This is a genomic window from Marinomonas sp. MED121 (assembly GCF_000153025.1).
Taxonomy (GTDB): domain Bacteria; phylum Pseudomonadota; class Gammaproteobacteria; order Pseudomonadales; family Marinomonadaceae; genus Marinomonas.
In genome coordinates this window covers 128,656-152,443 of the sequence record NZ_CH672433.1, presented here as the reverse complement: position 1 = coordinate 152,443, position 23,788 = coordinate 128,656, and the positions used below count along the sequence as shown (strand labels likewise).

General features: G+C 40.1%; 29 protein-coding genes. 22 read left to right on the top strand and 7 right to left on the bottom strand.

Annotated features, from left to right (window positions below; genetic code table 11):
- Nucleotides 1-8 precede the first annotated feature (8 nt).
- From MED121_RS19160 to MED121_RS19145, 4 genes are read left to right on the top strand one after another with little or no spacing between them, the layout of a single operon-like run.
- On the top strand, nucleotides 9-782 hold the full coding sequence (locus MED121_RS19160) for a ParA family protein (RefSeq protein WP_009835424.1): 774 nt from the start codon (nucleotides 9-11) through the stop codon (nucleotides 780-782).
- Nucleotides 783-1,856 carry a chemotaxis protein CheW gene (locus MED121_RS24135; RefSeq protein ID WP_009835423.1) on the top strand — a complete coding sequence of 358 codons (1,074 nt, stop codon included), beginning with the start codon at nucleotides 783-785 and terminating at the stop codon, nucleotides 1,854-1,856.
- Between the two features lie 40 nt (nucleotides 1,857-1,896).
- Complete coding sequence (locus MED121_RS19150) at nucleotides 1,897-2,379, top strand: chemotaxis protein CheW (RefSeq protein ID WP_009835422.1); 483 nt, start codon at nucleotides 1,897-1,899, stop codon at nucleotides 2,377-2,379.
- 18 nt (nucleotides 2,380-2,397) lie between these two features.
- Nucleotides 2,398-2,808 (top strand): DUF2802 domain-containing protein, encoded by a 411-nt coding sequence (locus tag MED121_RS19145; protein WP_009835421.1) that lies wholly within the window; start codon nucleotides 2,398-2,400, stop codon nucleotides 2,806-2,808.
- A gap of 21 nt (nucleotides 2,809-2,829) precedes the next feature.
- On the opposite strand, the gene MED121_RS19140 is transcribed toward MED121_RS19145, so the two are convergent.
- Both MED121_RS19140 and MED121_RS19135 read right to left on the bottom strand, forming a co-directional pair.
- On the bottom strand, nucleotides 2,830-3,072 hold the full coding sequence (locus MED121_RS19140) for an EscU/YscU/HrcU family type III secretion system export apparatus switch protein (RefSeq protein ID WP_009835420.1): 243 nt from the start codon (nucleotides 3,070-3,072) through the stop codon (nucleotides 2,830-2,832).
- Nucleotides 3,072-5,075: a flagellar hook-length control protein FliK gene (locus MED121_RS19135; protein WP_009835419.1), complete on the bottom strand. Its 2,004-nt coding sequence runs from the start codon at nucleotides 5,073-5,075 to the stop codon at nucleotides 3,072-3,074. Before MED121_RS19135 ends, MED121_RS19140 begins: the two co-directional genes overlap by 1 nt.
- Nucleotides 5,076-5,239: 164 nt before the next feature.
- On the opposite strand from MED121_RS19135, the gene ccmA reads away from it, so the two are divergent.
- The 12 genes from ccmA (at nucleotide 5,240) to MED121_RS19080 (ending at nucleotide 15,375) form a co-directional block, all read left to right on the top strand.
- Entirely contained in the window at nucleotides 5,240-5,857 is a 618-nt protein-coding gene (gene ccmA / locus MED121_RS19130) for a cytochrome c biogenesis heme-transporting ATPase CcmA (RefSeq protein ID WP_036181237.1), read from the top strand.
- On the top strand, nucleotides 5,854-6,516 hold the full coding sequence (gene ccmB / locus MED121_RS19125; protein WP_009835417.1) for a heme exporter protein CcmB: 663 nt from the start codon (nucleotides 5,854-5,856) through the stop codon (nucleotides 6,514-6,516). The genes ccmA and ccmB overlap by 4 nt, the downstream gene beginning before the upstream one ends.
- Complete coding sequence (locus MED121_RS19120; protein WP_009835416.1) at nucleotides 6,516-7,262, top strand: heme ABC transporter permease; 747 nt, start codon at nucleotides 6,516-6,518, stop codon at nucleotides 7,260-7,262. Before ccmB ends, MED121_RS19120 begins: the two co-directional genes overlap by 1 nt.
- Nucleotides 7,252-7,428 (top strand): heme exporter protein CcmD, encoded by a 177-nt coding sequence (gene ccmD, locus MED121_RS24130; protein ID WP_009835415.1) that lies wholly within the window; start codon nucleotides 7,252-7,254, stop codon nucleotides 7,426-7,428. The genes MED121_RS19120 and ccmD overlap by 11 nt, the downstream gene beginning before the upstream one ends.
- Nucleotides 7,428-7,871 carry a cytochrome c maturation protein CcmE gene (gene ccmE / locus MED121_RS19115; RefSeq protein ID WP_009835414.1) on the top strand — a complete coding sequence of 148 codons (444 nt, stop codon included), beginning with the start codon at nucleotides 7,428-7,430 and terminating at the stop codon, nucleotides 7,869-7,871. Before ccmD ends, ccmE begins: the two co-directional genes overlap by 1 nt.
- 49 nt (nucleotides 7,872-7,920) lie before the next feature.
- Nucleotides 7,921-9,864, top strand: coding sequence for a heme lyase CcmF/NrfE family subunit (locus tag MED121_RS19110; protein ID WP_009835413.1), 1,944 nt, complete (start codon nucleotides 7,921-7,923; stop codon nucleotides 9,862-9,864).
- The gene (locus MED121_RS19105; RefSeq protein ID WP_009835412.1) at nucleotides 9,861-10,382 is read left to right on the top strand and encodes a DsbE family thiol:disulfide interchange protein; all 522 of its coding nucleotides are present in this window, start codon (nucleotides 9,861-9,863) and stop codon (nucleotides 10,380-10,382) included. Before MED121_RS19110 ends, MED121_RS19105 begins: the two co-directional genes overlap by 4 nt.
- The gene (locus tag MED121_RS19100; RefSeq protein WP_116371672.1) at nucleotides 10,379-10,801 is read left to right on the top strand and encodes a cytochrome c-type biogenesis protein; all 423 of its coding nucleotides are present in this window, start codon (nucleotides 10,379-10,381) and stop codon (nucleotides 10,799-10,801) included. The genes MED121_RS19105 and MED121_RS19100 overlap by 4 nt, the downstream gene beginning before the upstream one ends.
- Before the next feature lie 59 nt (nucleotides 10,802-10,860).
- Nucleotides 10,861-11,982, top strand: coding sequence for a cytochrome c-type biogenesis protein (locus tag MED121_RS19095; protein WP_009835410.1), 1,122 nt, complete (start codon nucleotides 10,861-10,863; stop codon nucleotides 11,980-11,982).
- Nucleotides 11,983-12,046: 64 nt separating this feature from the next.
- Complete coding sequence (gene zipA, locus MED121_RS19090) at nucleotides 12,047-13,021, top strand: cell division protein ZipA (protein ID WP_009835409.1); 975 nt, start codon at nucleotides 12,047-12,049, stop codon at nucleotides 13,019-13,021.
- A gap of 87 nt (nucleotides 13,022-13,108) precedes the next feature.
- On the top strand, nucleotides 13,109-15,139 hold the full coding sequence (gene ligA / locus MED121_RS19085; protein WP_009835408.1) for an NAD-dependent DNA ligase LigA: 2,031 nt from the start codon (nucleotides 13,109-13,111) through the stop codon (nucleotides 15,137-15,139).
- Complete coding sequence (locus tag MED121_RS19080; RefSeq protein WP_009835407.1) at nucleotides 15,139-15,375, top strand: YheU family protein; 237 nt, start codon at nucleotides 15,139-15,141, stop codon at nucleotides 15,373-15,375. Before ligA ends, MED121_RS19080 begins: the two co-directional genes overlap by 1 nt.
- A gap of 46 nt (nucleotides 15,376-15,421) precedes the next feature.
- Here MED121_RS19080 and cysE read toward each other — a convergent pair whose 3' ends face one another.
- Nucleotides 15,422-16,258: a serine O-acetyltransferase gene (cysE, locus tag MED121_RS19075; RefSeq protein WP_242603227.1), complete on the bottom strand. Its 837-nt coding sequence runs from the start codon at nucleotides 16,256-16,258 to the stop codon at nucleotides 15,422-15,424.
- 110 nt (nucleotides 16,259-16,368) lie between these two features.
- On the opposite strand from cysE, the gene MED121_RS19070 reads away from it, so the two are divergent.
- Nucleotides 16,369-16,707, top strand: a complete 339-nt coding sequence (locus tag MED121_RS19070; RefSeq protein ID WP_009835405.1) for a hypothetical protein — start codon at nucleotides 16,369-16,371, stop codon at nucleotides 16,705-16,707.
- Between the two features lie 61 nt (nucleotides 16,708-16,768).
- Here the strand turns inward: MED121_RS19070 and mnmC are convergent, their stop codons facing one another.
- Both mnmC and MED121_RS19060 read right to left on the bottom strand, forming a co-directional pair.
- Entirely contained in the window at nucleotides 16,769-18,757 is a 1,989-nt protein-coding gene (gene mnmC, locus MED121_RS19065) for a bifunctional tRNA (5-methylaminomethyl-2-thiouridine)(34)-methyltransferase MnmD/FAD-dependent 5-carboxymethylaminomethyl-2-thiouridine(34) oxidoreductase MnmC (RefSeq protein WP_009835404.1), read from the bottom strand.
- A 21-nt stretch (nucleotides 18,758-18,778) separates the two neighbouring features.
- Nucleotides 18,779-19,321: a peptidylprolyl isomerase gene (locus tag MED121_RS19060; RefSeq protein ID WP_036181234.1), complete on the bottom strand. Its 543-nt coding sequence runs from the start codon at nucleotides 19,319-19,321 to the stop codon at nucleotides 18,779-18,781.
- A gap of 114 nt (nucleotides 19,322-19,435) precedes the next feature.
- On the opposite strand from MED121_RS19060, the gene MED121_RS19055 reads away from it, so the two are divergent.
- Nucleotides 19,436-19,729 carry a SelT/SelW/SelH family protein gene (locus MED121_RS19055; protein ID WP_009835402.1) on the top strand — a complete coding sequence of 98 codons (294 nt, stop codon included), beginning with the start codon at nucleotides 19,436-19,438 and terminating at the stop codon, nucleotides 19,727-19,729.
- Between the two features lie 54 nt (nucleotides 19,730-19,783).
- Here the strand turns inward: MED121_RS19055 and MED121_RS19050 are convergent, their stop codons facing one another.
- Both MED121_RS19050 and MED121_RS19045 read right to left on the bottom strand, forming a co-directional pair.
- Entirely contained in the window at nucleotides 19,784-20,080 is a 297-nt protein-coding gene (locus MED121_RS19050) for a YciI family protein (RefSeq protein WP_009835401.1), read from the bottom strand.
- 2 nt (nucleotides 20,081-20,082) lie between these two features.
- Entirely contained in the window at nucleotides 20,083-20,619 is a 537-nt protein-coding gene (locus tag MED121_RS19045; protein ID WP_009835400.1) for a septation protein A, read from the bottom strand.
- 66 nt (nucleotides 20,620-20,685) lie between these two features.
- Here MED121_RS19045 and MED121_RS19040 point away from each other — a divergent pair, with 66 nt between their 5' ends.
- From MED121_RS19040 to MED121_RS19025, 4 genes are all read left to right on the top strand, one after another.
- A complete protein-coding gene (locus MED121_RS19040; RefSeq protein ID WP_036181232.1) occupies nucleotides 20,686-21,537 on the top strand; it encodes a PHP domain-containing protein in 852 nt (283 codons plus the stop codon).
- Nucleotides 21,538-21,640: 103 nt separating this feature from the next.
- Complete coding sequence (locus tag MED121_RS19035; RefSeq protein ID WP_009835398.1) at nucleotides 21,641-22,261, top strand: L-threonylcarbamoyladenylate synthase; 621 nt, start codon at nucleotides 21,641-21,643, stop codon at nucleotides 22,259-22,261.
- 132 nt (nucleotides 22,262-22,393) lie between these two features.
- On the top strand, nucleotides 22,394-23,284 hold the full coding sequence (gene rluB / locus MED121_RS19030; RefSeq protein WP_009835397.1) for a 23S rRNA pseudouridine(2605) synthase RluB: 891 nt from the start codon (nucleotides 22,394-22,396) through the stop codon (nucleotides 23,282-23,284).
- 15 nt (nucleotides 23,285-23,299) lie between these two features.
- The gene (locus MED121_RS19025; RefSeq protein ID WP_009835396.1) at nucleotides 23,300-23,755 is read left to right on the top strand and encodes a DUF1499 domain-containing protein; all 456 of its coding nucleotides are present in this window, start codon (nucleotides 23,300-23,302) and stop codon (nucleotides 23,753-23,755) included.
- Nucleotides 23,756-23,788 lie beyond the last annotated feature (33 nt).

Below are 23,788 nucleotides of genomic sequence, written 5' to 3'. Positions count from 1 at the left end.
GATGAAAGGTGCACATTTGGGCAGTAGCTAACCAAAAAGGTGGAGTAGGTAAAACAACGAGCGTAGTAACCTTGGCGGGTTTACTTGCCGACGCTGGTCATCGTGTATTAATGATAGACCTAGATCCACATGGTTCTTTAACAAGCTATTTCCGTTTTGATCCAGACTCTATCGAACATAGTGCTTATGATTTATTTTTAGGTAATGGCAAGATACAAGAATCATTACCAAAAGAATTAATTTTAGAAACTGGGCATCCAAACTTATCTTTGTTGCCTTCCTCTACTGCGTTAGCAACCCTTGAAAGGCATGCTCAAGCTCAAGGCGGGATGGGGTTAGTTATTTCTAAAACGCTCGCTATTCTTTGGGATGACTTTGATTATGTATTAATTGATAGTCCTCCGGTATTGGGTGTATTAATGATTAATGCACTTGCTGCGTGTCAGCAATTAATTATTCCGGTACAAACTGAATTTTTGGCGATCAAGGGGCTGGAGAGAATGGTGAGAACGTTAACCATGATCAACCGAGCTAGGAAAAGGCCTGTTCCTTATCTTATTGTACCCACTTTGTTTGATCGCAGAACACAAGCGTCTAATAAAAGTTTACGTAGTTTAAAAGAAGCTTATGATGAGGCTGTTTGGCACTCTGTTATTCCAATTGATACTAAACTAAGGGATGCAAGTACTGCAGGTATTGCTCCGTCTGCTTTGGATAATAATGCTCGAGGAGTTAAGGCTTATACTAGCCTTGTAACGACTTTACTGGAACCTATGAGTTAAATGAAAGAAGATAAACCATCAGCAGAGGTGTTAATTGCACCTCAGCTTGCTGTTCAACGCTACTTGGATGAGTTACTCCAAGATGCGACTTTGCAAGTTGATAATATTCCTGATTCTGAGGACGAACCGCCTCAGGAAGATCTTGTTGCCTTATTGAATGAGGATGATTCTGGTCAAGAATCGAAAGTTGAAGTACCTACCGAAGAGGCAGTGCAACATCAAAAGCAAGATGAGCTAGTCGCACAAGAGATTGAGAACGAAGAAGATATATTTGCTGCTTTTGAATTTGCTGTAGCGGCTTTAGAAAACGAATCAGAACAGCCGCTTAGTGAAGAAAGTGAGCTAGAAGTGAAATCTTCTGCTATACCTCAGGAAAACATGAATGAGGAAATGTCAGCACAAGGTGACGCTGAGTTAGATAGCGAGTTAAGCGATACTGTATCAGCTTTAAGCATTCAATCAGAGTCTAGAGAAGAAGGCGTTAGTCAAAATACGACTGATGCATCAGTCGCCCAGCCTGAGGTTTTGGTTAAGCCGGACTCAGTAAATAAAGAAGATACGGCTGAAGACGTTGAGCTTGTTGCTAAGCTAGATAAAACCAAACCCTTACCTTGGGCTCAAAGTCGTTTTGAATGTTTGTTATTTAACGTTGGTGGCCTGAAAATGGCTGTCCCTCTTGTGGAGTTAGGAGGGATTCAAAAAGCAGATTATGAAAAGGTGACTAAGATCTTTGGTCAGCCAGAGTGGTTTATTGGTGTTTCAAGTGTCAATGATTTACGTATAAGAACGGTTGATACTGCGCGTTGGGTTATGCCAAATCATTATAAAGGTGAATTGCATGATTCGTTTAAATTTGTGATTCAGCTAGATAGATCTAATTGGGGCTTAGCTTGTGAGGATGTTGCTGAGGCGATTTCATTAGAGCCATCAGAGGTGAAATGGCGCTCGGATAGAAGTAAGCGTCCTTGGCTTGCTGGCACTGTGATAAATCATATGTGTGCAATTTTAGATGTTCAAGGTTTTATTGAATTGTTAGATGACCCTGTTAATGGATTTAAGGCTCATCTGAAGTAAACAAATAAGAAATTCAGACTTTCCAATTTGGAGAAATAGTATGACGACAGGTAGAGCAGTACAGGAAGTGGATGATCCAGTTTTACAATGGGTAACCTTTCGATTAGATGACGAGATCTATGGCGTTAACGTCATGCAAGTGAAAGAGGTTCTTCGTTACTCAGAAATAGCACCAGTACCTGGCGCACCTTCTTTTGTCTTGGGTATTATTAATCTTAGAGGCAGTGTGGTTACTGTTATCGATACCTGTCAGCGGTTTGGTATTCAGACCGGTGAAATATCGGACTCTACTCGTATTATGATTTTAGAAGTAGACGGTCATGTTATCGGTATTTTAGTTGATGCGGTTTCTGAAGTGGTTTATCTTCGTCAGTCTGAAATTGAAGCATCGCCAAATGTTGGTAATGATGAATCGTCTAAATTTATACAAGGTGTCTGCAATAAAAATGATACTTTGTTAATTTTAGTGGACCTAGATCGACTACTTTCTGAAGAAGAATGGTCTGATATTTCTTCCATGTAAGTTGGGTATGAGTGTTAAATGGAATCACAATGGCTATTTAATCTGCTGTTAGTCTTGTCTTTTATTTTGGTTATCGCTTTATCGGTTTGGATATTTGTAATCTCTAAAAAATTAAAGCAGGCCTTAGCTTTCCAAGTGGAAAGTGAGAGTAATCAAAAAAAACAAGTGCAAGTATTGGCCTCTGGTTCGATTGGCATGGGAAGACGTTTAGTTGCAATTGAGAAAAAGCTGAATATTGCTGTTGAAAGGCAGTCCGAGATACTGTCTAAGGAAGGAGGTGTTTCCTACAACAGAGCGATGGAGCTTCTTGAGATGGGAGCTACAGTAGATGATCTGGTTGCAAAATGTGGTTTGATTCGAGCCGAGGCCGAATTGATCGACCTTTTGTTTAAAGAATCAAAGCGAAGCGCTAATCACAGATATGAATAAAAGAAGGGCCTTATGGCCCTTTTATTGTTTTAATGAGTGTGCAAATGCAATGATTTCTGCAACCGCAAGATAAAGTGCCTCTGGAATTTCATCCCCTAGCTCTAAGTGTCCCAGTACTTCAACTAACTCGGGGCTTTTGTGTAGAATGATGTTGTTTTCTTCCGCGACTTGCATAATCCTCTCTGCAATTAATCCCGACCCTTTTGCAGTGATAGTAGGGGCTCCATGAAAATCGTAGTTTAATGCAATCGCTTTTTTATTCATTAGGTTCTCACATCGATAAGGTTTGGTTGATTTGATAGCTGCTTGGCTTCTTTGATGGGTTTACAAAAACTATCAAGCTGTGTGATCTCTAATCCTTTATCTGTTAGTTGTTTTGCTAAAACATTGCTGTGCTTACGTATTTTATTTTCAGTAGCGCTGTTTTCTGCTGCAAAGATAACAGCCACTTTACTTTCTTCAACGCTGACTCTTGCTTCAAACTTCCCTGTTTGAGGGAAATCAAAGAGAAGCTTAGCTAACCATTTTCGTTTGTTTTTCGATGTTTCTTGATTATGTTGATCCTGATCTATTTCAAGCTGAAATATCGATGTTTCACCTTTGTCTTGAATAGGCACCTCAATGATAAGCGGTAAGTTCATACCCTCTATTTTATTTAATTCTAATAAGTTTCGAATTTGAGTTGAGGTGATTCTTTCTATGGCTTGTGAAATGGACTGTTTTGTATTTTGCTCAATCAAATCTAGTGAAGGCGTCGACTGATTTTTTTCATTTATTTGATTGTTTGCATTAGTTTGAAAGCTTAATAGGTTAGCTTTGATGTCCTGATTGAGGTTTGTTGGTGTGGTTGAAAGCTTATTCTCTAAAAATAAACCGCTATTCATGATGGCTTGCTTGATTGCAGCAGGTGTTTCTAGCTGCTGTAAATCTGGAATACTGTTTAATAACTGCTGAATAACCTTCTGTGTTCCTTTATCTAGCCCATTCACATTCTGCAGACTTGTTAAGCTTTGAATGAAATTGACTAGTTCTGGTTTGCTAAGCTGCTGAGGCAGGCTTTTTGCAAATTCTTGGCTTAAAATATTGCTCTTGGTTTGAGGCTGATTTGGTAGTAATTGCAACTTTCCTTCTAGGTCTCTAATTACTTGTATATTATCTCCGACCTTAAGTGGTTGCTTTGCGCTAATAATAAACTCACTTGTATCTATGCTGACTTTATACTCGCCGGCAATTGAGTTCTGTTTGAACTGAGTTTCAGGTGCAGTCTGCACTGTTAAAGGTGTGTTCACGGCCCTGTTTTGATAACTTGCTTGTGAATCTTGATGTTTGGTTGTGATATTAGCTTGCTGCGCTATAGCTTTGGGCTCTATGGCATTGTTAGTCTGAGAAACCCTTACTTGATCGGTATTTGTATTAAGCAGATTTTTATCTGATGCATCTTTAACACTGGAGGTCTGATAAAGACTTTTCTTGATTAGCGCTTGGGTGTTTGTATTGATTTCGTTTTCACTAGGTGAATTGCCAGCAGTATTTATTTGTGGGGTGATCATTTGATTAGGGCGGCTTTCTGACTTTGCAGATAAGTCGGCTTGATTGAGATTGCTCGTGAGAGGCTTTGCTTTAATGGAGCTCTCTTGTTGAATGATTGGTCCACTTAGTTTGGGCTCTATTGTCTGGTTGTTCGGTGTTAACGATGTAGGAGGCGTATTCGAAATTTTTGCAATGACAGTTAGGTTCTCAACTTTAGAGTTTAATTGTACTTGAGTTTCTATTCTATTCTGTTGAGCCTTGTTAATCCCATTTACACTCTGATTGGTCGATGTTGGGTTTGTCTGCTGGGTATAATGTTTATTAATAGTCGCTTGAGTTTGGTTATATTGCCCAGTGTTACTCGTGTTGAGGGCGTTTTTTGTGGGAGTGCTTGTGTTTAAAATGGATGCGGGAGCCTCTGAATAACTCAATTTGAATTGGTTGTTTTTACTGTCTACTTCTAAGCCAGTTTGTTTCATCGCATCAATCGATATGCCTTTGCTCTCCATAATGAGAGAAAATCCTTTGTTATTCTGAGTTCTCGCTTCAAGCAATTGTGCTGGTTTTTCATTAATAAATATATCGCGACTCGCTGTCAGCTTAATAGGTTGGAAGCCTTCCATTAATTTTATTTCACTGACAAGTTTGGCAATTTTTCCTACATCTTTGGTAGAAACTGAATTGCCATTTAATTGGGATAGTTTGTCATTTGTCATTGAGTTAATTAGGTTGGCCATTCGTATGTTCCAATAGAGTCGTTATTTACATTGCTTTCTTTTATAATAAGCCGCTTTTGGATTGTAGAATGACGAATTAAAGCGTTCAAAAATGTCATTTCAATCACTCAGTGTAAGACACTTTAGGTCTCACTTTTATAATATCGGCTGATTTAGGTAAAGCTTTGCATCCAAATCTAGAATTATCCATTTCTGGTTTATTTATTGAACGAGCTGATCGAGTTCTGTGTGACAACTTTTCATGTCAGGTGTCAGCTGGTGAGATAGCGCGAATTATGGGCGAAAATGGCGCTGGCAAAAGTACCTTGCTTAAAATTATTGCAGGAGTACTGCAACCTCTCGAAGGCAAAATTATGTTTGCTGGAGAAGATATCAGCTATCACAGAGATATCTTGCAAAAAGAGCTTCTTTATTTAGGGCATCATGCAGGTATCAAAGCTGTGTTTAGTGCGGCTGAAAACTTAAGTTGGTACTGCCCAACAAAAAGCAAAGATGCAATCGAAGAGGCTCTGACAGAGGTTGGGTTGGGTGGTTATCTAGATACGCCAGCTCATCAACTTTCAGCCGGTCAACAAAGACGAATTGCGCTCGCAAGATTATGGTTAACAGATAAAAAGGTCTGGTTATTAGACGAACCTTTTACTGCGCTTGATGTGAAAGGCGTTGCGGTATTAGAGCAAAGGTTAAAGCAGCATCTTGATAAGGGAGGGATGATAATTTTAACGACCCATCAATCCTTAGATGACAGCTTAAATATAAAGGAAATTAAGCTAACATCATGACTTATTCCTCATTTTTTTATTCAGAAATCTTAGCTGTTTTTAGGCGTAAACAAGACGTCGTCAATGCGCTCGTATTTTTTTTATTAGTGATTACATTATTTCCTTTAGGGGTGAGTCCTTCTAAAGAATTTCTTCAACCTGCTGCTGGTGGCATTATTTGGTGTGCTGTTGCATTAGCCGTATTGATGTCGGTTGAAGGTATGTTTAAAGAGGACTTTAATGATGGCTCTCTTGAGCAATTAGTGGTGAGTGGCTTATATCTGCCTATTCTAGTTTTGCTAAAACTGCTTGTTCAGTGGGTGTCAGTCATTATTCCACTCCTTGTTTTAACCCCAATACTGTCGCAAATGTTATTTATAAATTGGGAAATATTGTGGGTTTTAGTACTAACGCTGCTGATTGGTAGTCCGGCATTATTTTTAATAGGTACAATAGGGGCAGCATTAACGGTTTCTTTAAGGCGGGGTGCTGTTCTAATGTTGTTGATTATTTTACCTTTTTATTTGCCAGTAATTATTTTCTCAACGGGTGCTATTGCAGCAGCACAAGTTGGTCAGCCCTATAATGGACAACTAGCCATTTTAGCGGCCATCTCTTTAATAACTTTGACCTTGTCTCCGATTATGGCGGCCGTCTCTATAAAAGCGAGTGTAAATTAATGAATTGGATATGGTTTCATAAGCTGGGATCACCCAAATGGTTTTTTCAATGGGCAAATAAATGGAGCAAATTTGCTTTTTTTATAGGTGTTTTGTTACTGACTATTGGGGTTGTGTGGGGATTAGGGTTCGCCCCTGCTGATTACCAACAAGGAAATAGTTTTCGAATTATTTATATTCATGTTCCCACTGCAATCTTGGCCCAATCCTGCTATTTAGGATTAGGCGTTGCAGGCATTGTCTCACTTGTGTGGCGGATGAAAATGGCCCCTGTTTTTATTAAGGCGGTTGCTCCTTTAGGGGCCGTAATGGCATTAATAGCTTTGATATCGGGTGCTATTTGGGGGAAACCAACCTGGGGTGCTTGGTGGGTTTGGGATGCGAGATTAACCTCAGTTTTAATTTTATTTTTGCTCTATATGGGTGTTATTGCGATTCAAAATAGCTTAGATGATATGCAATTGGCAGATAAAGCCGTTGCAGTTATCAGTGTGGTAGGCTTAATTAATTTACCTATCATCAAATATTCTGTTGAGTGGTGGAATACACTTCACCAGCCAGCCACCTTTACGATTACAGCAAAGCCTGCAATGCCAATGGAAATGTGGCTACCCTTGCTGCTATCTACATTAGGTATGTACGGCTTTATTGCTGGAGTGGCTATGTGGCGAATGCAAGCTGAGGTTTTAGTGAGAGAGCACAGAGCGAATTGGGTTAAGAAGGAAGTTTTAGATAATGGCATTTGAATCATTAAATGAGTTTCTATCTATGGGAACTCATGGACCCTTTGTGTGGTCTGTATATGGCATTTCTCTGGTTTTACTTTTTGGGTGTTACTTCTCCAGCATGAAAGCGAAAAAAGATCAGATTAAACGACTTAAACAAAGATACTTAAGGGAGCAGAAAAGTTAATGCATCCAGTTCGAAAAAAGCGCCTTATTACGATCAGCGCCATCTTAGTTATAATCGGCGCAGCAGTGGGTTTAATGTTGTATGCCTTACAGCAGAATATTAATTTATTTTACTCTCCAAGCCAGATAGCAGAAGGCGAAGCGCCAGACAATGTTATGTTGCGCGTCGGTGGTATGGTCGTTGAAAATAGCGTAAAGCGTGACTCTCAGACGCTTGCTGTGCAGTTTGAAGTGACTGATTTTGCCCATAAAGTCACCATTCAATATAAAGGCATTTTACCCGACCTCTTTAGAGAAGGTCAGGGGATCGTTGCTCAAGGAAAATTGAATCAAGATAATGTCTTAATTGCGCAAGAAGTATTAGCAAAGCATGATGAAAAATATATGCCGCCTGAGATTGCTGAGGCTTTAGATAAAGCGAAACAGAAAACAGAATCAAATTAGTTAGATCTGATTGATAACGAATTTTAATTTATAGTGAGTAGAAACATACATGTTGCCTGAAATTGGTCACTTTTCATTAATTTTGTCGCTGTTTTTTGCAGCTGCTTTATCCATAGTTCCTATTTTAGGCTATGTGAAAAAGCATAAGGTCTTAATGGCCTATTCCGTTCCATTAACTCATGTGACAAGTATATTGGTGTTATTAAGCTTTATTGTCCTTGCTTATAGCTTTGTCACAGATGACTTTTCGATTCTTTATGTGAGTCAGCATTCCAACAGTTTATTACCGACCCCATTTAAGTTTAGTGCGGTTTGGGGTGGGCATGAAGGCTCTTTATTGCTCTGGGTGCTTATTTTATGTGGCTGGGCGTCTTCTGTTGCTTATAAAGGAAAAACCTTACCTCAGGATATCAGAGCATTAGTGCTTGCAACCTTAGGTCTCGTCACAACCGGCTTTTTATCTTTCTTACTTTTTACTTCTTCGCCTTTTATTCGTTTATTACCTGATACTCCTGTTGAAGGTGCAGACTTAAACCCATTGTTGCAAGATATTGGCCTTATTATTCATCCACCTATGCTTTATATGGGGTATGTTGGCTTTTCAGTGGCTTTTGCTTTTGCTATCGCTGCATTGATTTCAGGCAACTTAAACTCTTCTTGGGCGAGATGGGCAAGGCCATGGACATCTGTTTCTTGGGCTTTTTTAACCTTAGGTATTGGGCTTGGTAGCTGGTGGGCATATTACGAGCTTGGCTGGGGAGGCTGGTGGTTCTGGGACCCGGTTGAAAACGCATCCTTTATGCCCTGGCTTGCAGGAACAGCGTTAATTCACTCTCTTGCTGTGACAGAAAAGCGTGGCGTTTTTAAAAGCTGGACAGTATTACTGGCTATTTTTACTTTTAGCTTAAGCTTACTTGGCACCTTTTTAGTTAGGTCTGGCGTTTTAACGTCAGTGCATGCTTTTGCGGCTGACCCTACTCGGGGCGTATTTATTCTCGCTTTGCTCTTCTTGTTTGTTGGTGGGAGTCTGATTTTGTATGCCATGCGGGCTGCTGATGTGAAGTCTGAAGTCTCATTTGGTGTGACTGGTAGGGAAGCTGGGCTGCTATTAAATAATATTGTTTTAGTTACATTAGCCTTAACTGTATTAATTGGTACTTTATCACCTCTGATTTATAAGGCTTTAGATATTGCGACTATTTCTGTTGGAGCACCATACTTTAATTTTGTATTTTCGCTTATTGGTTTGCCGTTAATGATAATTATGGCTGTTGGGCCTTTGCTAAGATGGAATCGTACTAAGCTGGATACCTTAATTAAGCAACTGTTATTACCTTTAGTTTTAGCTGCTGTACTGACTGGTATTACCTTAATTTGGCAGAAATTTGAATGGATTACGCTGGTTAGCTTGTTTGTTGCTTATTGGGTGCTCTTATTAACTCTGATTGACTGGATGGCAAAGCTGGGAAGTTCGAGTTCTGAGTGGTGGGCAAAAGCACGCAAGTTACCACGTAATTATTATGGCATGTTAATCGCCCACCTTGGTATGGCTGTGTCCCTGGTTGGTATTTTGTTTGTTAGTGTTCAGAGCCAAGAAGAAATGGTGCGTATGAGCCAAAATGATAGCGTTACTTTATCTGGCTATGAGTTTGTATTTAAAGGCGTATCTAAGGTACAAGGACCTAATTATGTGTCTGATATGGCGACTATTTCTATATTTGAAGAGGGTCGTCAAATAGCCACACTTTACCCAGAAAAACGTATATATAAAGCACGAACTCAAATGATGACTGAAGCGTCTATCGATGCTGGCCTGTTTCGAGATTTATACATTTCATTAGGCGAACAATTAGAGGGTGATACTTGGGGGCTAAGAGTACATGTTAAGCCATTTGTTCGTTGGATTTGGCTAGGTGGTATTTTAATGACTTTCGGTGGATTATTATCTGCTTTGGATAAGCGATATAGAAAAGTAGCAGGAGCTAGAATATGAGTAAAAAAATGCGAAAAGTTGCGCTTTTCTTACCTTTTTTGACCTTCGCCTTATTGGCTGGCGTGTTTTTTTCTCAGTTAGGGAAAGATACTCAATATATGCCGTCTGCATTAATCGGACAGCCTGTACCTGATTTTTCATTGGTGAGCTTAAAAAGTAATGAGTTGGTTTCTAAAGAGGCTTTGGGTAATGAAGGCTATCTCATTAATTTTTGGGGCACCTGGTGTCCTGCCTGTAGTTTTGAACATGATTACCTTATGAAGCTTGCCTCTGATGGTATAAATATTGTTGGTATTGATTATAAGGATGAAACGCAAGAAGCCATAAAATGGTTGCAAGAAAAGGGCGATCCTTATTCGGTTGTATTGTTAGATGAACTGGGTAACTTTGGTGTTGATATGGGCGTAACGGGTGCCCCTGAGACCTTTGTTGTTAATGCAATGGGGGTAATTACCTATCGACATCAAGGTATTGTAAATGAAGAAGTATGGCAGACAATGAAGGGGTATTTAAAATGATAGTGATACGCTTTTTTAGCTTTGCATTACTCGCTTTTTTCAGTCTTTCACTGAGTGCTGAGACAGAAAAGGTATTGAACTTTAGAACCTCTGTTGACGAAATTAGATATCACGATTTGATAAGTGAACTTCGTTGCCCTAAATGCCAAAATCAAAACCTGGCTGATTCTAATGCGCAAATTGCCATTGATTTGAGAACTCATGTTTATGACATGGTAAACGATGGCACCAGTGATACAGAAATTTTGGCTTATATGGTGGCAAGATACGGTCAGTTTGTTTTATACAGTCCGCAAAAAAAGGGCGTTAACTTTATTCTCTGGTATGGACCTTTTGTTATTTTAGGGGTTGGCTTAATTGGGTTTATTTTGGTCATTCGTAGAAATGCTAAACGAAGAAAACAGAGGGCGAAAAGCTAATGCTTAGTATGATTTTAATGGGGCAATTTTAGTTTTGTCTTAACTTATGTGGCTATTATGTGAAACGTACTTTAGCGCAAAATGCGGAGGCTGATCTTACTAATTTCTCCAATGTCAGAGCATCAGAAATTGATGAAGAATATCAATCTGGACGAATAAGTCATTTAGAAGCCACTGTTTTAAAAGCGGATTTAGTGACTGAGGTTGAGATTGCACAATCTCCCAAGACCAAAAAAGCTTCTTTTGTTTACGCCTCTGCCAAACTACCGAGTCAAGTGTTTGCATTGATTTTAGTATTGGCAACTTTGGGTTCAGTGGCTTTATATCAACATCTTGGTTTTTCTCGTGAGGTTTTTTTTACTGATCAAATGAGACAAGGGGCCATTACGCAATCAGATATGAGTGAGTTTCTAGTCTATCGAGCGAATAAGAATCAAAGAACACAAGATTGGTACTTTGTTGGTCAAGATAAAATTGCTCAAAAAGACTATCTGGGGGCACAACTTGCTTTTGAAAAAGCATTAGTGAATCCACCAGAAGATCCGCAAGATGTTATGGTTATTTTGACCGAGTATGCGCAAAGCGTTTTTTTCGCGAATGAACGCCAAGTAGTGCCTGAGCTAGAAGGCATTGTTGATCAAATTCTAGCGATAGATGCAAGCAATTCAACGGCGTTAGGGTTACAGGGGATCATTGAATTTGACCGTGGTGCTTATAAAGAAGCGATTATAGTTTGGCAAAAAGCCATTCAATCTGGTGCGAGTATTGCTGAGCGAGAGGGGTTGTTACAAGGTATTCAACAGGCTCGTGAAATCGGTGCTGTTGGGGTAGATCAAGTTGCCAGTCTAATTAGTCACAAGGTAAAGCTAAATATCGCTATCTCAAATCCTGAAAAATTAACCGATAATGCCGTTTTTCTTGTGTACGCAAAGCTACCATTGAGACCTATGCCAATTGCTATCAAGCGACTAACTCATCAGGACTTAATGGCTGATATTGAGCTAACAAACATTGATAACCTCATGCCTGGTGTGACGCTTGCTCAAGCGAAGAAGGTTGATTTGGTTATAAAATTAGCAAGTTCAACTGACCAAGACCTCACAAAAGGTGTTGAGATTGGTAAATTAACGAATGTTTTAGTTAATCAGAACAAAGTTTTTCATATCTCCATCGACTTGTAATTGCAACTGATGGGACTTAGCTTGATAATATCATTAACTTTATTGATGTAAGTCGGAATAAATAATGGAATTTAGCTTACGCGAATGGCTAATCTTAATTGGTGTTATCATCATAGTGGTGATTTTGGTTGATGGATTTCGTCGATATAAAAAATCGCAAAAGTTTGATGAAGCAGACGATGAAGAATATGTTGATCAGGATATGCTTCTAAAAGAGGCTATGTTAAGGCGTGAACTCCCCAATGGGGGAGCAAGAAGCTCGTCTGACCCTGTAAAAAATGCATTTCAAAATGCCAAAAAAACGGTTAATGCGCCATTAACAGATCTACCGCACAAAGTGGATGCTGGCCCAGAAATAGACAAAGCAGATGATTTGCAGCTGGATGAATTAGCTTCCCTTGTACCTGAACGGTTTGATATGGATGCTAAAGCAGATGGCCAAAAAGATTATGCTGATTCGCCGATCGAATCAGATCCATTTGCCAGTGATGATGAGTATCCAGAAGAGAACTTTGAACGTGAATACTCTAATGTGGATGTGAGTCAGGTCACACCTCATGGCACGACAGAGTCTTTAGAAGATGAAGATTTTGATGCAGAGATAGAAGAAGTGATAGTGATTAATGTCTTTGCTGCTGAAGATAAACCTTTTATTGGCATGGAGCTTTTACAACTAGTGCTTAATTGTGGCATGCGCTATGGGGATATGGATATTTTTCATCGTCATGAAGATGGCTTTGATCAAGGTAAAGTGCAATTCAGCATGGCCAATGCGGTTGAGCCTGGTACCTTTAATCTAGATACTATGGGCGACAATACTTCTCCTGGTGTTAGCTTTTTCATGGGGTTACCTGGTCCAAAAAATAGCATGAGAGCATTTGACTTTATGTTAGAAACTGCTCAAACCTTGGTGCGAAATCTCGATGGCGAATTGCGTGATGAAAGACGTACTTTGATGAGTGAGCAAAGTATTGAACATTGCCGTCAGCGCATTCGTGATTTTGAACGTCGCCGCTTAATGCGAGTTAAAAGTAACTAGTATAATTGATGGTCCTTAACCTTTATTAAGGGCCATAATTACCTTTCAGAACACTCTCTTATTATCTTATCTAAAGAGTCACCCACGATGTCAGATTCAATTACAGCTCAAATTAGCGAGCTGGTAAACCGCTTAAATGACTATAGCTATGCATATCATGTCAAAGATGAACCTAAGGTGTCTGATGCCGAGTATGACCTTGATTATCGTACTCTGATCGCCTTAGAAAAGCAGGCTCCAGATTTGATACAAGCAGACTCTCCAACACAAAGAGTGGGAGAGAAGCCTGATAGCGGCTTTCAAACGGTTGCCCACACTGTGCCTATGCTGTCATTGGATAATGCTTTTAGCGATGAACAACTTGAAGAGTTTGAGCAAAGACTTTTCAAGTTAATCGGTGCTCAAGCTCTGAGTTATTGTTGTGAACCCAAGCTTGATGGGTTGGCTATCAGCCTTAGGTATGAAGATGGCATCTTAGTGAGAGGTTTAACAAGGGGGGATGGTGTTGCTGGCGAAGATATAACGTCAAACATTAAAACCATCGGCTCTATTCCACTTAAACTTAGAACCCAGACCCCACCGCCTGTGTTAGAAGTTCGTGGTGAAATCTACATGCCTAAAGCAGGCTTTGAAGCCTTGAATAAACAGGCAGAAGAGAAGGGAGAGAAGGCTTTTGTAAACCCTAGAAATGCGGCAGCAGGGAGTTTGCGTCAGCTTGATCCAAGTATTACAGCCTCTCGTCCGTTAGTCTTGTGTGCATATTCAATTGGCCATACCGAAGGTTGGATTCAACCAGATAGTCATTATGATTCATTAACTTTAATGTCGCAGTGGGGCTTTAAAACGAACCCATTGATGGAAAAAGTTTCTAGCATTAAAGGTTGCGTTGACTATTATCAGCGCCTTACTGAGCTTCGTCCTGACCTTACCTATGATATCGATGGCATAGTTTATAAAGTTGACTCATTGGCTTTACAGCAAGAGCTTGGTTTTATTGCCAGAGCTCCCCGCTGGGCAATTGCACGTAAATTTCCTGCAGAAGAGGCCATTACTCAAATACTTGATGTTGATTTTCAGGTTGGCCGTACTGGGGCTATTACTCCTGTCGCTCGCTTGGATCCTGTATTTGTTGGTGGCGTTACTGTATCGAATGCCACCTTACATAACAAAGACGAGATTAACCGCCTTGGTGTTAGAGTAAAGGATTTTGTGAGTATTAGACGGGCAGGGGATGTGATCCCGCAAGTGGTCAAAGTTATTCATGATAAAAGGGGTGAAGATTCAGCTGAGGTTATTTTCCCTGAAGTATGTCCTATTTGTCAGTCTGAGCTCGAACAAGTCACAGGTGAAGCCGTGATTCGCTGTAGCGGTGGTTTAGTGTGTGGCGCTCAAAGAAAAGAAGCGTTGAAGCATTTTGTTTCACGTAAAGCAATGGATATTGATGGGTTAGGTGATAAATTAGTCGAGCAACTCGTTGATCTAGAATTTATTAAAACGCCCGTTGATATTTATCACCTTTTCAAGAAGAAACAAGCGTTACTTGAACTTGAGCGGATGGGTGAGAAATCTGTAGAGAAACTGTTAACCTCTATCGAAGCATCAAAGCAGACAGAGTTTCATCGATTTATCTATGCTTTGGGTATTCGTGAAGTGGGTGAAGCGACAGCACGTACCCTGACTAGGCACTTTAAAACCTTAGATAAAATTATAGAGGCGAATACTGAAAGCCTAGTAAAAGTTGATGATGTTGGTCCCATTGTTGCTCAACACTTAAGACGTTTCTTCTTTAAAGATTCAAATAAAGAGATGGTGATGGCATTGCTCGATGCTGGACTTTATTGGCAAGAGAAGGAGGCTGCCTCAGGAGAGACTGCTCAGCCTTTGTTAGGGCTTACTTATGTTGTCACAGGTACCTTAACGGCACTTAAGAGAGACGAAGTTAAAGATAAGCTTATTTCCTTGGGTGCTAAAGTGAGTGGCTCAGTGTCAGCTAAAACCCATTGTTTAATTGCAGGTGAAAAAGCAGGTTCTAAATTAACAAAAGCTCAAGACCTAGGTATTCAGATTCTTGATGAAGCCGGTATGCTAGCCCTTTTAGAAGAGCATGGAGTCGCTTAATGGATACCTTGATACCATTTGACTCGCTTGAGTCTGAAACCTTGCATAATATCTTAGTTGAAGTAGTGACAAGAGAGGGGACAGATTATGGCAACTATGATCTGTCTTTAGAGCAAAAGTGCCAGCAAGCTCAATTGATGCTAAAAAGTCAGCAAGCATTTTTAGTGTTTGATACGGAAAGTGAAACTATCAAGTTAATTAGCCGTGATCAAATGTCACAGTATGAAAGAGATTGAAGGCAGGGGGTTGTGAATGCTCACTAACTCCTGCCTTTAACGTTATTTATTTGCAGTCGCCATTTTGCGTGCGGACACAGTGATTGATGTTGTGATCCATCCCTAATGCGGGTTCAGCTTCGGTATTGCGTCCCACTTCTTTAGCCGGCACACCTGCCACCGTGGTGTGGGCTCTAACGGCTTCAAGTACAACACTACCTGCGCCAATTTTAGCGCCTTCACCCACTTCGATATTACCTAAAATTTTAGCCCCCGCGCCAATTAATACACCGCTTCGAATTTTAGGGTGGCGATCACCATGTTGCTTGCCGGTACCGCCTAGAGTGACGGATTGTAAAATAGAAACATTGTCTTCAATGACACAGGTTTCACCAACGACCAGTCCGCTTGCGTGATCTAACATAATGCCTGAACCAATTTTAGCTGCCGGGTGTATATCAACACTAAAGGCAATAGACATTTGCCCCTGTAAATAAAGTGCTAAACTTTCTCTGCCGTTGTTCCAAAGCCAATGGGCAACACGATAGGTTTGTAGCGCATGAAAGCCTTTAAAGAATAGCAAAGGCGTTGTCAGAGATTCGCATGCGGCGTCTCTTTCACGAATTGCTAATATATCGTTTTCAATATCTGTTACTATGCCAGAGTTCGGGTCTGACATGGATTCTTGAATGACTTCACGCAATACCAGTGCAGGAACTGAAATACTGTCTAACTTACTAGCTAATAAAAAACTCAACGCGCAACTTAATGAATCATGACGAAGTATGGTAGTGTTGAATAAGCTCGTTAGGATAGGTTCACCCTGAGCTAAATGTTTGGCTTCATCTTGTAAAGATGACCATAAATTGCTTGATGTCACAGAGGACGTTGTTGAATGGCTCAAGATCTGTCTACCTATTTGAATTTGACGCTAGAATAAAGCTTAATATGGGTAGAATGTAACAAAACAAGGGGGAGTGCAATGATTGCCGCTTCACCTAAGCTGGAGAGAATATGACTATCAAGACTGTTGCAGATGCATTGCATGTGTTTTATGAATTAAACAGTGAATTTTCTAATGCTTATTGGGAAATAAATGAGATCAATGATAAGGATATGTTTTTTGCAATGAAGTGTATGTTGCAAGACGAACTTGATGAGTTACACAAACTCAGTATGCAAGATCATGAATACCCTTATGAGCCGATTAACCCTGTTGTACTAAATTTAAGTGGAAAGCTGAGAAAGCTATTACCTAAATTAGATACGATGATTTTTAGAACGGAAACCTTGAATAACCTAGAAAGGCTTATTCCTTTTGCTTGTGAGTTATTTGAAAGCAAAGTTAACTAAAGATGTTTTTATAGAAAAAGGCTTATCTATGGATAAGCCTTTTTTTTGCTAACAAAAAAATTTAATTTAACGCATCACCTTTTTTTAATTTACGCACAAGAAATCTTGCTGGGTGAATGCAATTCTCAATACTTCTTTCATAGACTGAGGTCTCTTGAAGAATCAGATTGGCAATATATTCACCAGATAAAGGTGTAGAGATAAGGCCCCTAGAGGCATGACCTAGATTCATATAAAGCCCAGGGTGGTTCTCAATTAACTCTTGGCACTTCCATTTCGCATTTTTACTTAATTGGCTATAAGCCTCTATGAACGCCTTTTGTTTCGGCACTGGGCCGACGATTGGCGCATAATCTGAGACAGTACAGCGAAATGAAACTCTTCCACTGCATTCTTTGTCTCTTTTAAGCCAATCTTGATTTGGGATCAGCTCAGTTAATTTTTTTAAGTTGCTTTGATGGTCTTCTATACGAACTTGAGTATCCAGATCATTAAGGCCATAAGAAGAACCAAAATTTAAAACGCCATCGATAGCGGGTGAGACATATCCTGTCTGGCATAGGACTCTATTCAGTGCTAAAGGTGCTTCTTGGGGAAGAGCGGATACCTGTCCACGAATCGCTTTCGTTGGCAAATGAATAAAGGTGTCAGTGATTTCTTTATGATTCGCGGTACAAAGCACGACATGGCTGTAACTCAGGGTTTTGTTTTCTTGTTCTTGGTTAAATGTCGCACTAGCTAGCCATTGCGTGTCACGGTATTCCAGTCCGATCAATTTATGGCCTGGGTAAAAATGAATCTTCTCGTGCTTAATGAGAGACTGGCACCATTTTTTAGGGCATGCCCAACCCGATAGCGGTAAGAAGATGGCTTGGTTATCTGCTTTTTCTACTATCTCTTCTGGATATAATCCCTGATTTAGCAGTTTTGAAAATTTGTCGGCTTCACTCTCACTAGTCGGTCTTTGCTCTAAACCTGTTTGCTGCCAAATAGCATTATCGTTAACCTGAGTTAATTGTCTTGAAGCATACAAGTAGGCACTTAAATAAAAACGGTTGATAGCGGTATCTTGGCTTGCAAGTTTGGGATAAAGCATGCCTTGAGCATTGCCAGAGGCTTCACCAGCAATATCACTATTAGTATCCCACACATCAACACTTAAGCCTTTGTTAGCAAGTGCTCTGGCTGTGTGACAACCTGCCAGCCCCGCACCTATCACTAACACGCGTTCTGCTTTTATCTTCTTTACTGAACGATTATTAAACCAAGCAAGGCCTTGTGTTTGTCTTTGTGGATAATTAAGGCTTTGTTGCTTCATGACGCCAACAGCCATTTCGCGTTTATGGCCAAAGCCTTTGATTTTTTTAACTTCAAACCCTGCAGACTGTAAACCTCGACGCACAATGCCTGCCGCGGTAAAGGTAGAAAAACTAGTGCCTGCTTTGCTTAGTCTATTAATCTGCTTGAATAATTCGTCATTCCACATTTCTGGGTTTTTACTGGGAGCAAAACCATCTAAAAACCAGGCATCCACATTGGCATTAAAAGCCGCAAACCCTTCACTCGCATCACCAAAAAATAACGTCAACTGTATTCGGCCCTGATCAAGTTCTATACGGTGTAAACCTTGGCATAAGGTTGGGTAATTGCTGATGAGTTCATCAGATAGATGGCTAAGAGAGGGCCAGATGTCTAATGCATTCTTTAGCATTGCTTTCGTTAACGGGTACTTTTCAACAGAGATAAAATGAAGGCGAGTATTTTCAAGGGTAGAGGGGCTTTCTAAGTTTACTTTTTGCCATAGGTCCCAAGCACATAAGAAGTTTAAACCAGTACCAAAGCCCGTCTCGGCAATGGTAAAACTGGTCTCATTCTTTTCATTGGCTAATGTATGCCACCGATCTTCTAATTGATTATTTTCAAGAAAAACATAGTGGGTTTCATCTAGCCCTGATTTTTGATCAAAATAGATATCATCGAACTGATTGGAGCGAGGTACACCGTCAGCACCCCAAGAAAGTTGAGGTGCTTCAATTTTATAGCTTTTCAAGCCGAGTTAACCTTTTGTCTGTTAGTTGCGAGTAATGCTTTGGATGATGACAGGTGTTTGTGGCACATTCTGGTAAGGGCCGACATTTCCGGTTCGTTGGGCAGCGATTTTATCAACGACTTCCATCCCAGAAAGCACTTTACCAAATACGGTATAGCCATAGCCACGAGAACTGTGATTTAAAAATTGATTATCAACATGGTTGATGAAAAATTGAGAGGTTGCACTGTTTGGGTTCGAGGTTCTTGCCATTGCTAAGGTGCCTCTATCATTGTAGAGGCCGTTTTGTCCTTCATAGGCGATAGGTGCTTTACTGTTTTTTTGCACCAAATCTTTGGTAAAACCGCCACCTTGAACCATAAAGCCTGGCATAACACGATGGAAGATAGTGCCTGAGTAATAACCTTGATCAACATAGCCTAAGAAGTTTTTAACGGTAATCGGCGCGGCCTTGTCATTTAATTCCACTTGGATAACACCCAGATTCGTTTCTATGGTTACCTGAGTTGCAAAGGCAGAGAAACTCGATAGTGTCAGTAGCATTAAGCAAATAAGTTGTTTCATCGTTAGGGTCATCCTTATAAAATTTGCTTTATAGTAGTGATTCCATCCTCTTGAGCCAAGAGCTTGGTTTTAATTTGGATTAAATATTAATAACTTTATAAGAAGTAATGATGTATGCGTGATGTGGATGTTGAGATTGAATACTGTACCTTGTGTCGTTGGATGCTAAGAGCGGCTTGGTTAGCGCAAGAATTATTATCAACATTCGATGAGGATATTAAGAGCGTTAAACTGATTCCTGTTCAGGGAGGCATATTTAAAGTGAGAGCGAATGGCAGTGAAATTTGGTGTCGAAAACAAGAGGAAGGCTTTCCTGATGCAAAAACCTTAAAGCAAAGGTTGAGGGATCAGATTGATCCAGAAAGAGATCTGGGGCATTTAGATAAACATAAAAAACCTAGCCAGTAAACTGGCTAGGTTCTAATTGATCCCCTTTAAACGATTTAACTAAACCATTTAAATTTAGAAAACCTGTTTAAATGGTTTAATCGTTACAGACTCATAAACGCCTGCTGGGATATAAGGGTCTTGATCAGCCCAAGCTTGTGCATCTTGTAAGCAGGCAAACTCTGCGACTATTAAGCTGCCTGTAAAGCCCGCATCACCAGGGTCGCTGCTGTCAATTGCTGGGTTTGGCCCAGCTAATACCAAGCGGCCTTCATTTCTTAACGCTTGTAAGCGCTCTAAATGTGCCGGTCTAGCTGATTTTCGTCCTGCTAAGCTGTTTTCAACATCTTGGCAAACAATCGCGTAAAGCATGCCTAGTCCTTATTTTGAATATGTTGTGATAAATAAATGCCTTGAGCTATAACGAATACAAATGTCATTCCTAGTAAGCCAAATAATTTAAAGTTTACCCAAATTTCTTCGCTGAACTGAAAGGCGACATATAAGTTTACAGCACCAGATACAATGAAGAAGCCAACCCAGGCTAGGTTAAGCGTGCGCCAAACTTTAAAAGGTAGCTGAACCTTATCGCCCATCATGCGCTGCATGATGTTTTTTTGTCCGATGAATTGACTACCGAAGAAAGCAACCGCAAATAACCAGTTAACTATGGTGGGCTTCCATTTAATGAAATCGCCATCACCGAGTAAAATAGTCGCACCACCTAATAAAATAACAAGGGCAAGTGAAACTAGATGCATTTTCTCAACTGTTTTATTTTTAATCCAGTTGTAGGCAACTTGTATGATGGTTGCAGGTATAAGTACTGCGGTGGCTATGATCAAATCTCCCGTGTATTTGTATACGCCGAAGAAGATGATGATGGGTAAGAAATCCAATAATATTTTCATATAAAAACCAAATTATGTATGCTGGGAGCATAATACCTATCTATCGACCTAAAGAACAAGCGAGACATGCAAGAGTCTTTATTACACCGACGTATTGATTTACACACCCATTCAAATTGTTCGGACGGAATGTTAACACCGACTGAGCTTTTAACTAAAGCAAAAGAGCAAGAAGTTGAGCTGTTTTCCTTAACTGATCATGACACTTTAACTGGCTTAGAAGAGGCCGCTATTGCTGCTAAGGCCCTTGGAATCATGTTAGTGCCTGGGGTTGAGCTATCTGTTCAATGGGCAGGCATCCCATTGCATATGGTGGTGCTTGGCTTTGATCAGAGCAATGATGTCTTGGCTTCTATTGTTGAGAGCAATCAAAAAACTCGCTTAGAACGAGCAAAACGTATTGCTCAACTACTTGTTAAACAAGGTTTGCCAGATCTCTATGAGAAAGCGGTCATTGAAGCAGGTCCAAGTCAAATAGGGCGTCCTCATTTTGCGCGAGTCATGGTGAGAGAAGGGCTGGTGAAAGATGATAATAAAGCTTTTGATCAATATTTGGGAAATAAGCGTTTAGGCAAGCTAAGAGATGTTTGGCCAAATCTTGAAGACATAGTGCCAGATCTTGCTGTAACAGGCTGTGATCTAGTGATGGCTCATCCCAAACGATATCCATTAACCTTAACTAAGTTGAAGCGTTTGATGACACACTTCTCTCAATTGGGGGGAAATGCGATGGAAGTTTCCTCTGGTAATGAGAATCCGCAAAGTGTGAGGATGTTAGAAACCATTGCCCGAGATTTGGGGCTGGGTGTTTCGGCTGGCAGTGATTTTCATGGTCCATATGGACCTTGGTGTCAGGTTGGAAAATTTACCCCAATTCAAGAAGCCAGTTTAAATCCGATATGGCACAAATGGTTGTAAATTTAATAATACTAATTTAATTCGGATTTTACCTGTTAATAAGCTAGTATCTAATTGATGTTTAAAATATTTTCTCAAGGAATGAGATGGGAGCGACTAAATAATGAGTCAATTTTTTCAGATTCACCCTGAGAATCCACAAGCAAGATTAATTCGTCAAGCAACGGATATTATTCGTAATGGCGGAGTGATTGTATATCCAACGGATTGTGGTTATTCACTTGGCTGTCATATTGGGGATAAAAGCGCGTTAGATCGTATTCGCCAAATTAGACGGCTTGATGATAAGCATAATTTCACCCTTGTTTGTAAAGACTTATCCGAAATTTCCACCTATGCTCGCTTTGATAACCGTCTCTATCGCTTATTAAAACATCACACTCCAGGGCCCTATACCTTTATCTTTGGTGCCACCTCTGAAGTGCCTAGACGACTATTACATCCCAAACGTAAAACTATTGGTATTCGAATTCCTGAAAATAAAATTGTGCAAGCCCTATTGGATGAGTTAGGTGAGCCGATAATGAGTTCATCATTAATATTACCTAATGAAACGCTGCCTATGATGGACCCCTATGATATTCGCGACACATTGCAGCATCAGTTAGATCTTGTGATTGATGGTGGCTATTGCGGTATGGAACCGACAACTGTGATAAAAATGGACCTGGATGACATGGCTATTTTGCGACAAGGGGCGGGGGATGCTTCGGCTTTTATTTAATTACGTTACTTCACTTGGTATTAAAGTAAACGCCGCTTATAATGCGCACAATTGCAATGTTTTTGCATGACATATAGAGATTGAATTATTTGTATTTAAGGTTGCTGAGAAGCATTCCAAAAAGAGGTCGTAATGGACGAGAAGTTACAAAAAGTATTAGCACGTGCAGGGCAAGGCTCACGCCGTGAAATGGAAAATAGAATTCGTGAAGGACGCGTTTTAGTCAATGGGGACGTTGCGACTCTAGGTGATAGAGTTAAAGTAACTGACACCATTAAACTTGATGGCTATGAAGTTAAAGTGACAGAAGCGGGCGCAAGTCGCCGTGTGATCATTTATAACAAACCTGAAGGTGAAGTGTGTACACGTAAAGATCCTGAAGGCAGACCGACAGTATTTGATAAGTTACCGAAATTAAGAGGTGAGCGCTGGATTGCAGTTGGTCGTCTTGATATTAATACTTCAGGGCTTTTGTTGTTTACAACAGATGGCGAACTGGCAAATAAATTAATGCATCCATCGACAGAAATTGATCGTGAATATTTAGTTCGGGTCATGGGCGAAATTAATGATGACCATATTGAAACCCTGAAAAAAGGGGTCCTTCTTGATGACGGTATGGCCAACTTTACTGATATTGTCGATGGTGGTGGTGAAGGTATTAACCGCTGGTTCTACGTTTGTGTTATGGAAGGCCGTAATCGTGAAGTAAGACGGTTATGGGAATCACAAGGGGTTAAAGTTAACCGCCTTAAACGGGTTCGATTTGGTCCTGTATTTTTACCTTCAAAGGCAAAAATGGGCCGCAGTGTTGAAATGGATGAAGCTGAAGTAAATGGACTGTGTGATTTAGTGGGTCTTACTCACGCTAAGTCAGCACCAAAGACACAGCAACAGAAATCTGATGCTAAGCGTCAAAAAGGTAAGTCAATGGGAGCTCGAAAACCAAAGGGCTTTGATTGGCAGTCTTCTGATAAGCCTGAGTTTAAACCTAAAAAGCCAGGTAAGCGTACTTTTAGATAATGGAATGGGAAGTTTATGATGCGTTGGTTGTTTATATTATTAATTAGTTTATTGGGTGCAGCTTTTGTCTATATCGTGATTAATAATGATACTCCTGATAATTTAGGTTTGATTGATGGTCAGCTTATGGCTTGCCCTGAATCTCCTAATTGCGTATCAAGTCAGTCTGATGTGACTGATGAAGCACATTTTATCAAGGCGATTAGTTACAAAATGAGTCGCCCTAAAATGCAATTAGCACTAGAGAAATATTTACTTTCGACGGCTAATTACAGGATTATAAAGAGTGAATTGGGTTATCTACATACGGAAGTTAAAAGTGATTTAATTGGCTTTGTAGACGATGTTGAATTTTATCTACCTAAAGATGATAAAGTGATACATATTCGTTCTGCATCCCGTGTCGGTTATTCGGACTTTGATGTTAATCGAAACCGAGTTAGACAAATCACTGCGGCTCTTGTAAAGTAATTTAGTATGTTAAACATGGACTTAACTTAGGTT

Coding starts and splice junctions, on each gene's coding strand:
- MED121_RS24135 (WP_009835423.1), top strand. CDS start 783: ATGAAAGAAGATAAACCATCAGCAGAGGTGTTAATTGCACCTCAGCTT.
- MED121_RS19150 (WP_009835422.1), top strand. CDS start 1,897: ATGACGACAGGTAGAGCAGTACAGGAAGTGGATGATCCAGTTTTACAA.
- MED121_RS19145 (WP_009835421.1), top strand. CDS start 2,398: ATGGAATCACAATGGCTATTTAATCTGCTGTTAGTCTTGTCTTTTATT.
- MED121_RS19140 (WP_009835420.1), bottom strand. CDS start 3,072: ATGAATAAAAAAGCGATTGCATTAAACTACGATTTTCATGGAGCCCCT.
- MED121_RS19135 (WP_009835419.1), bottom strand. CDS start 5,075: ATGGCCAACCTAATTAACTCAATGACAAATGACAAACTATCCCAATTA.
- ccmB (WP_009835417.1), top strand. CDS start 5,854: ATGACTTATTCCTCATTTTTTTATTCAGAAATCTTAGCTGTTTTTAGG.
- MED121_RS19120 (WP_009835416.1), top strand. CDS start 6,516: ATGAATTGGATATGGTTTCATAAGCTGGGATCACCCAAATGGTTTTTT.
- ccmD (WP_009835415.1), top strand. CDS start 7,252: ATGGCATTTGAATCATTAAATGAGTTTCTATCTATGGGAACTCATGGA.
- ccmE (WP_009835414.1), top strand. CDS start 7,428: ATGCATCCAGTTCGAAAAAAGCGCCTTATTACGATCAGCGCCATCTTA.
- MED121_RS19110 (WP_009835413.1), top strand. CDS start 7,921: ATGTTGCCTGAAATTGGTCACTTTTCATTAATTTTGTCGCTGTTTTTT.
- MED121_RS19105 (WP_009835412.1), top strand. CDS start 9,861: ATGAGTAAAAAAATGCGAAAAGTTGCGCTTTTCTTACCTTTTTTGACC.
- MED121_RS19100 (WP_116371672.1), top strand. CDS start 10,379: ATGATAGTGATACGCTTTTTTAGCTTTGCATTACTCGCTTTTTTCAGT.
- zipA (WP_009835409.1), top strand. CDS start 12,047: ATGGAATTTAGCTTACGCGAATGGCTAATCTTAATTGGTGTTATCATC.
- ligA (WP_009835408.1), top strand. CDS start 13,109: ATGTCAGATTCAATTACAGCTCAAATTAGCGAGCTGGTAAACCGCTTA.
- MED121_RS19080 (WP_009835407.1), top strand. CDS start 15,139: ATGGATACCTTGATACCATTTGACTCGCTTGAGTCTGAAACCTTGCAT.
- MED121_RS19070 (WP_009835405.1), top strand. CDS start 16,369: ATGACTATCAAGACTGTTGCAGATGCATTGCATGTGTTTTATGAATTA.
- MED121_RS19060 (WP_036181234.1), bottom strand. CDS start 19,321: ATGAAACAACTTATTTGCTTAATGCTACTGACACTATCGAGTTTCTCT.
- MED121_RS19055 (WP_009835402.1), top strand. CDS start 19,436: ATGCGTGATGTGGATGTTGAGATTGAATACTGTACCTTGTGTCGTTGG.
- MED121_RS19050 (WP_009835401.1), bottom strand. CDS start 20,080: ATGCTTTACGCGATTGTTTGCCAAGATGTTGAAAACAGCTTAGCAGGA.
- MED121_RS19045 (WP_009835400.1), bottom strand. CDS start 20,619: ATGAAAATATTATTGGATTTCTTACCCATCATCATCTTCTTCGGCGTA.
- MED121_RS19040 (WP_036181232.1), top strand. CDS start 20,686: ATGCAAGAGTCTTTATTACACCGACGTATTGATTTACACACCCATTCA.
- MED121_RS19035 (WP_009835398.1), top strand. CDS start 21,641: ATGAGTCAATTTTTTCAGATTCACCCTGAGAATCCACAAGCAAGATTA.
- rluB (WP_009835397.1), top strand. CDS start 22,394: ATGGACGAGAAGTTACAAAAAGTATTAGCACGTGCAGGGCAAGGCTCA.
- MED121_RS19025 (WP_009835396.1), top strand. CDS start 23,300: ATGATGCGTTGGTTGTTTATATTATTAATTAGTTTATTGGGTGCAGCT.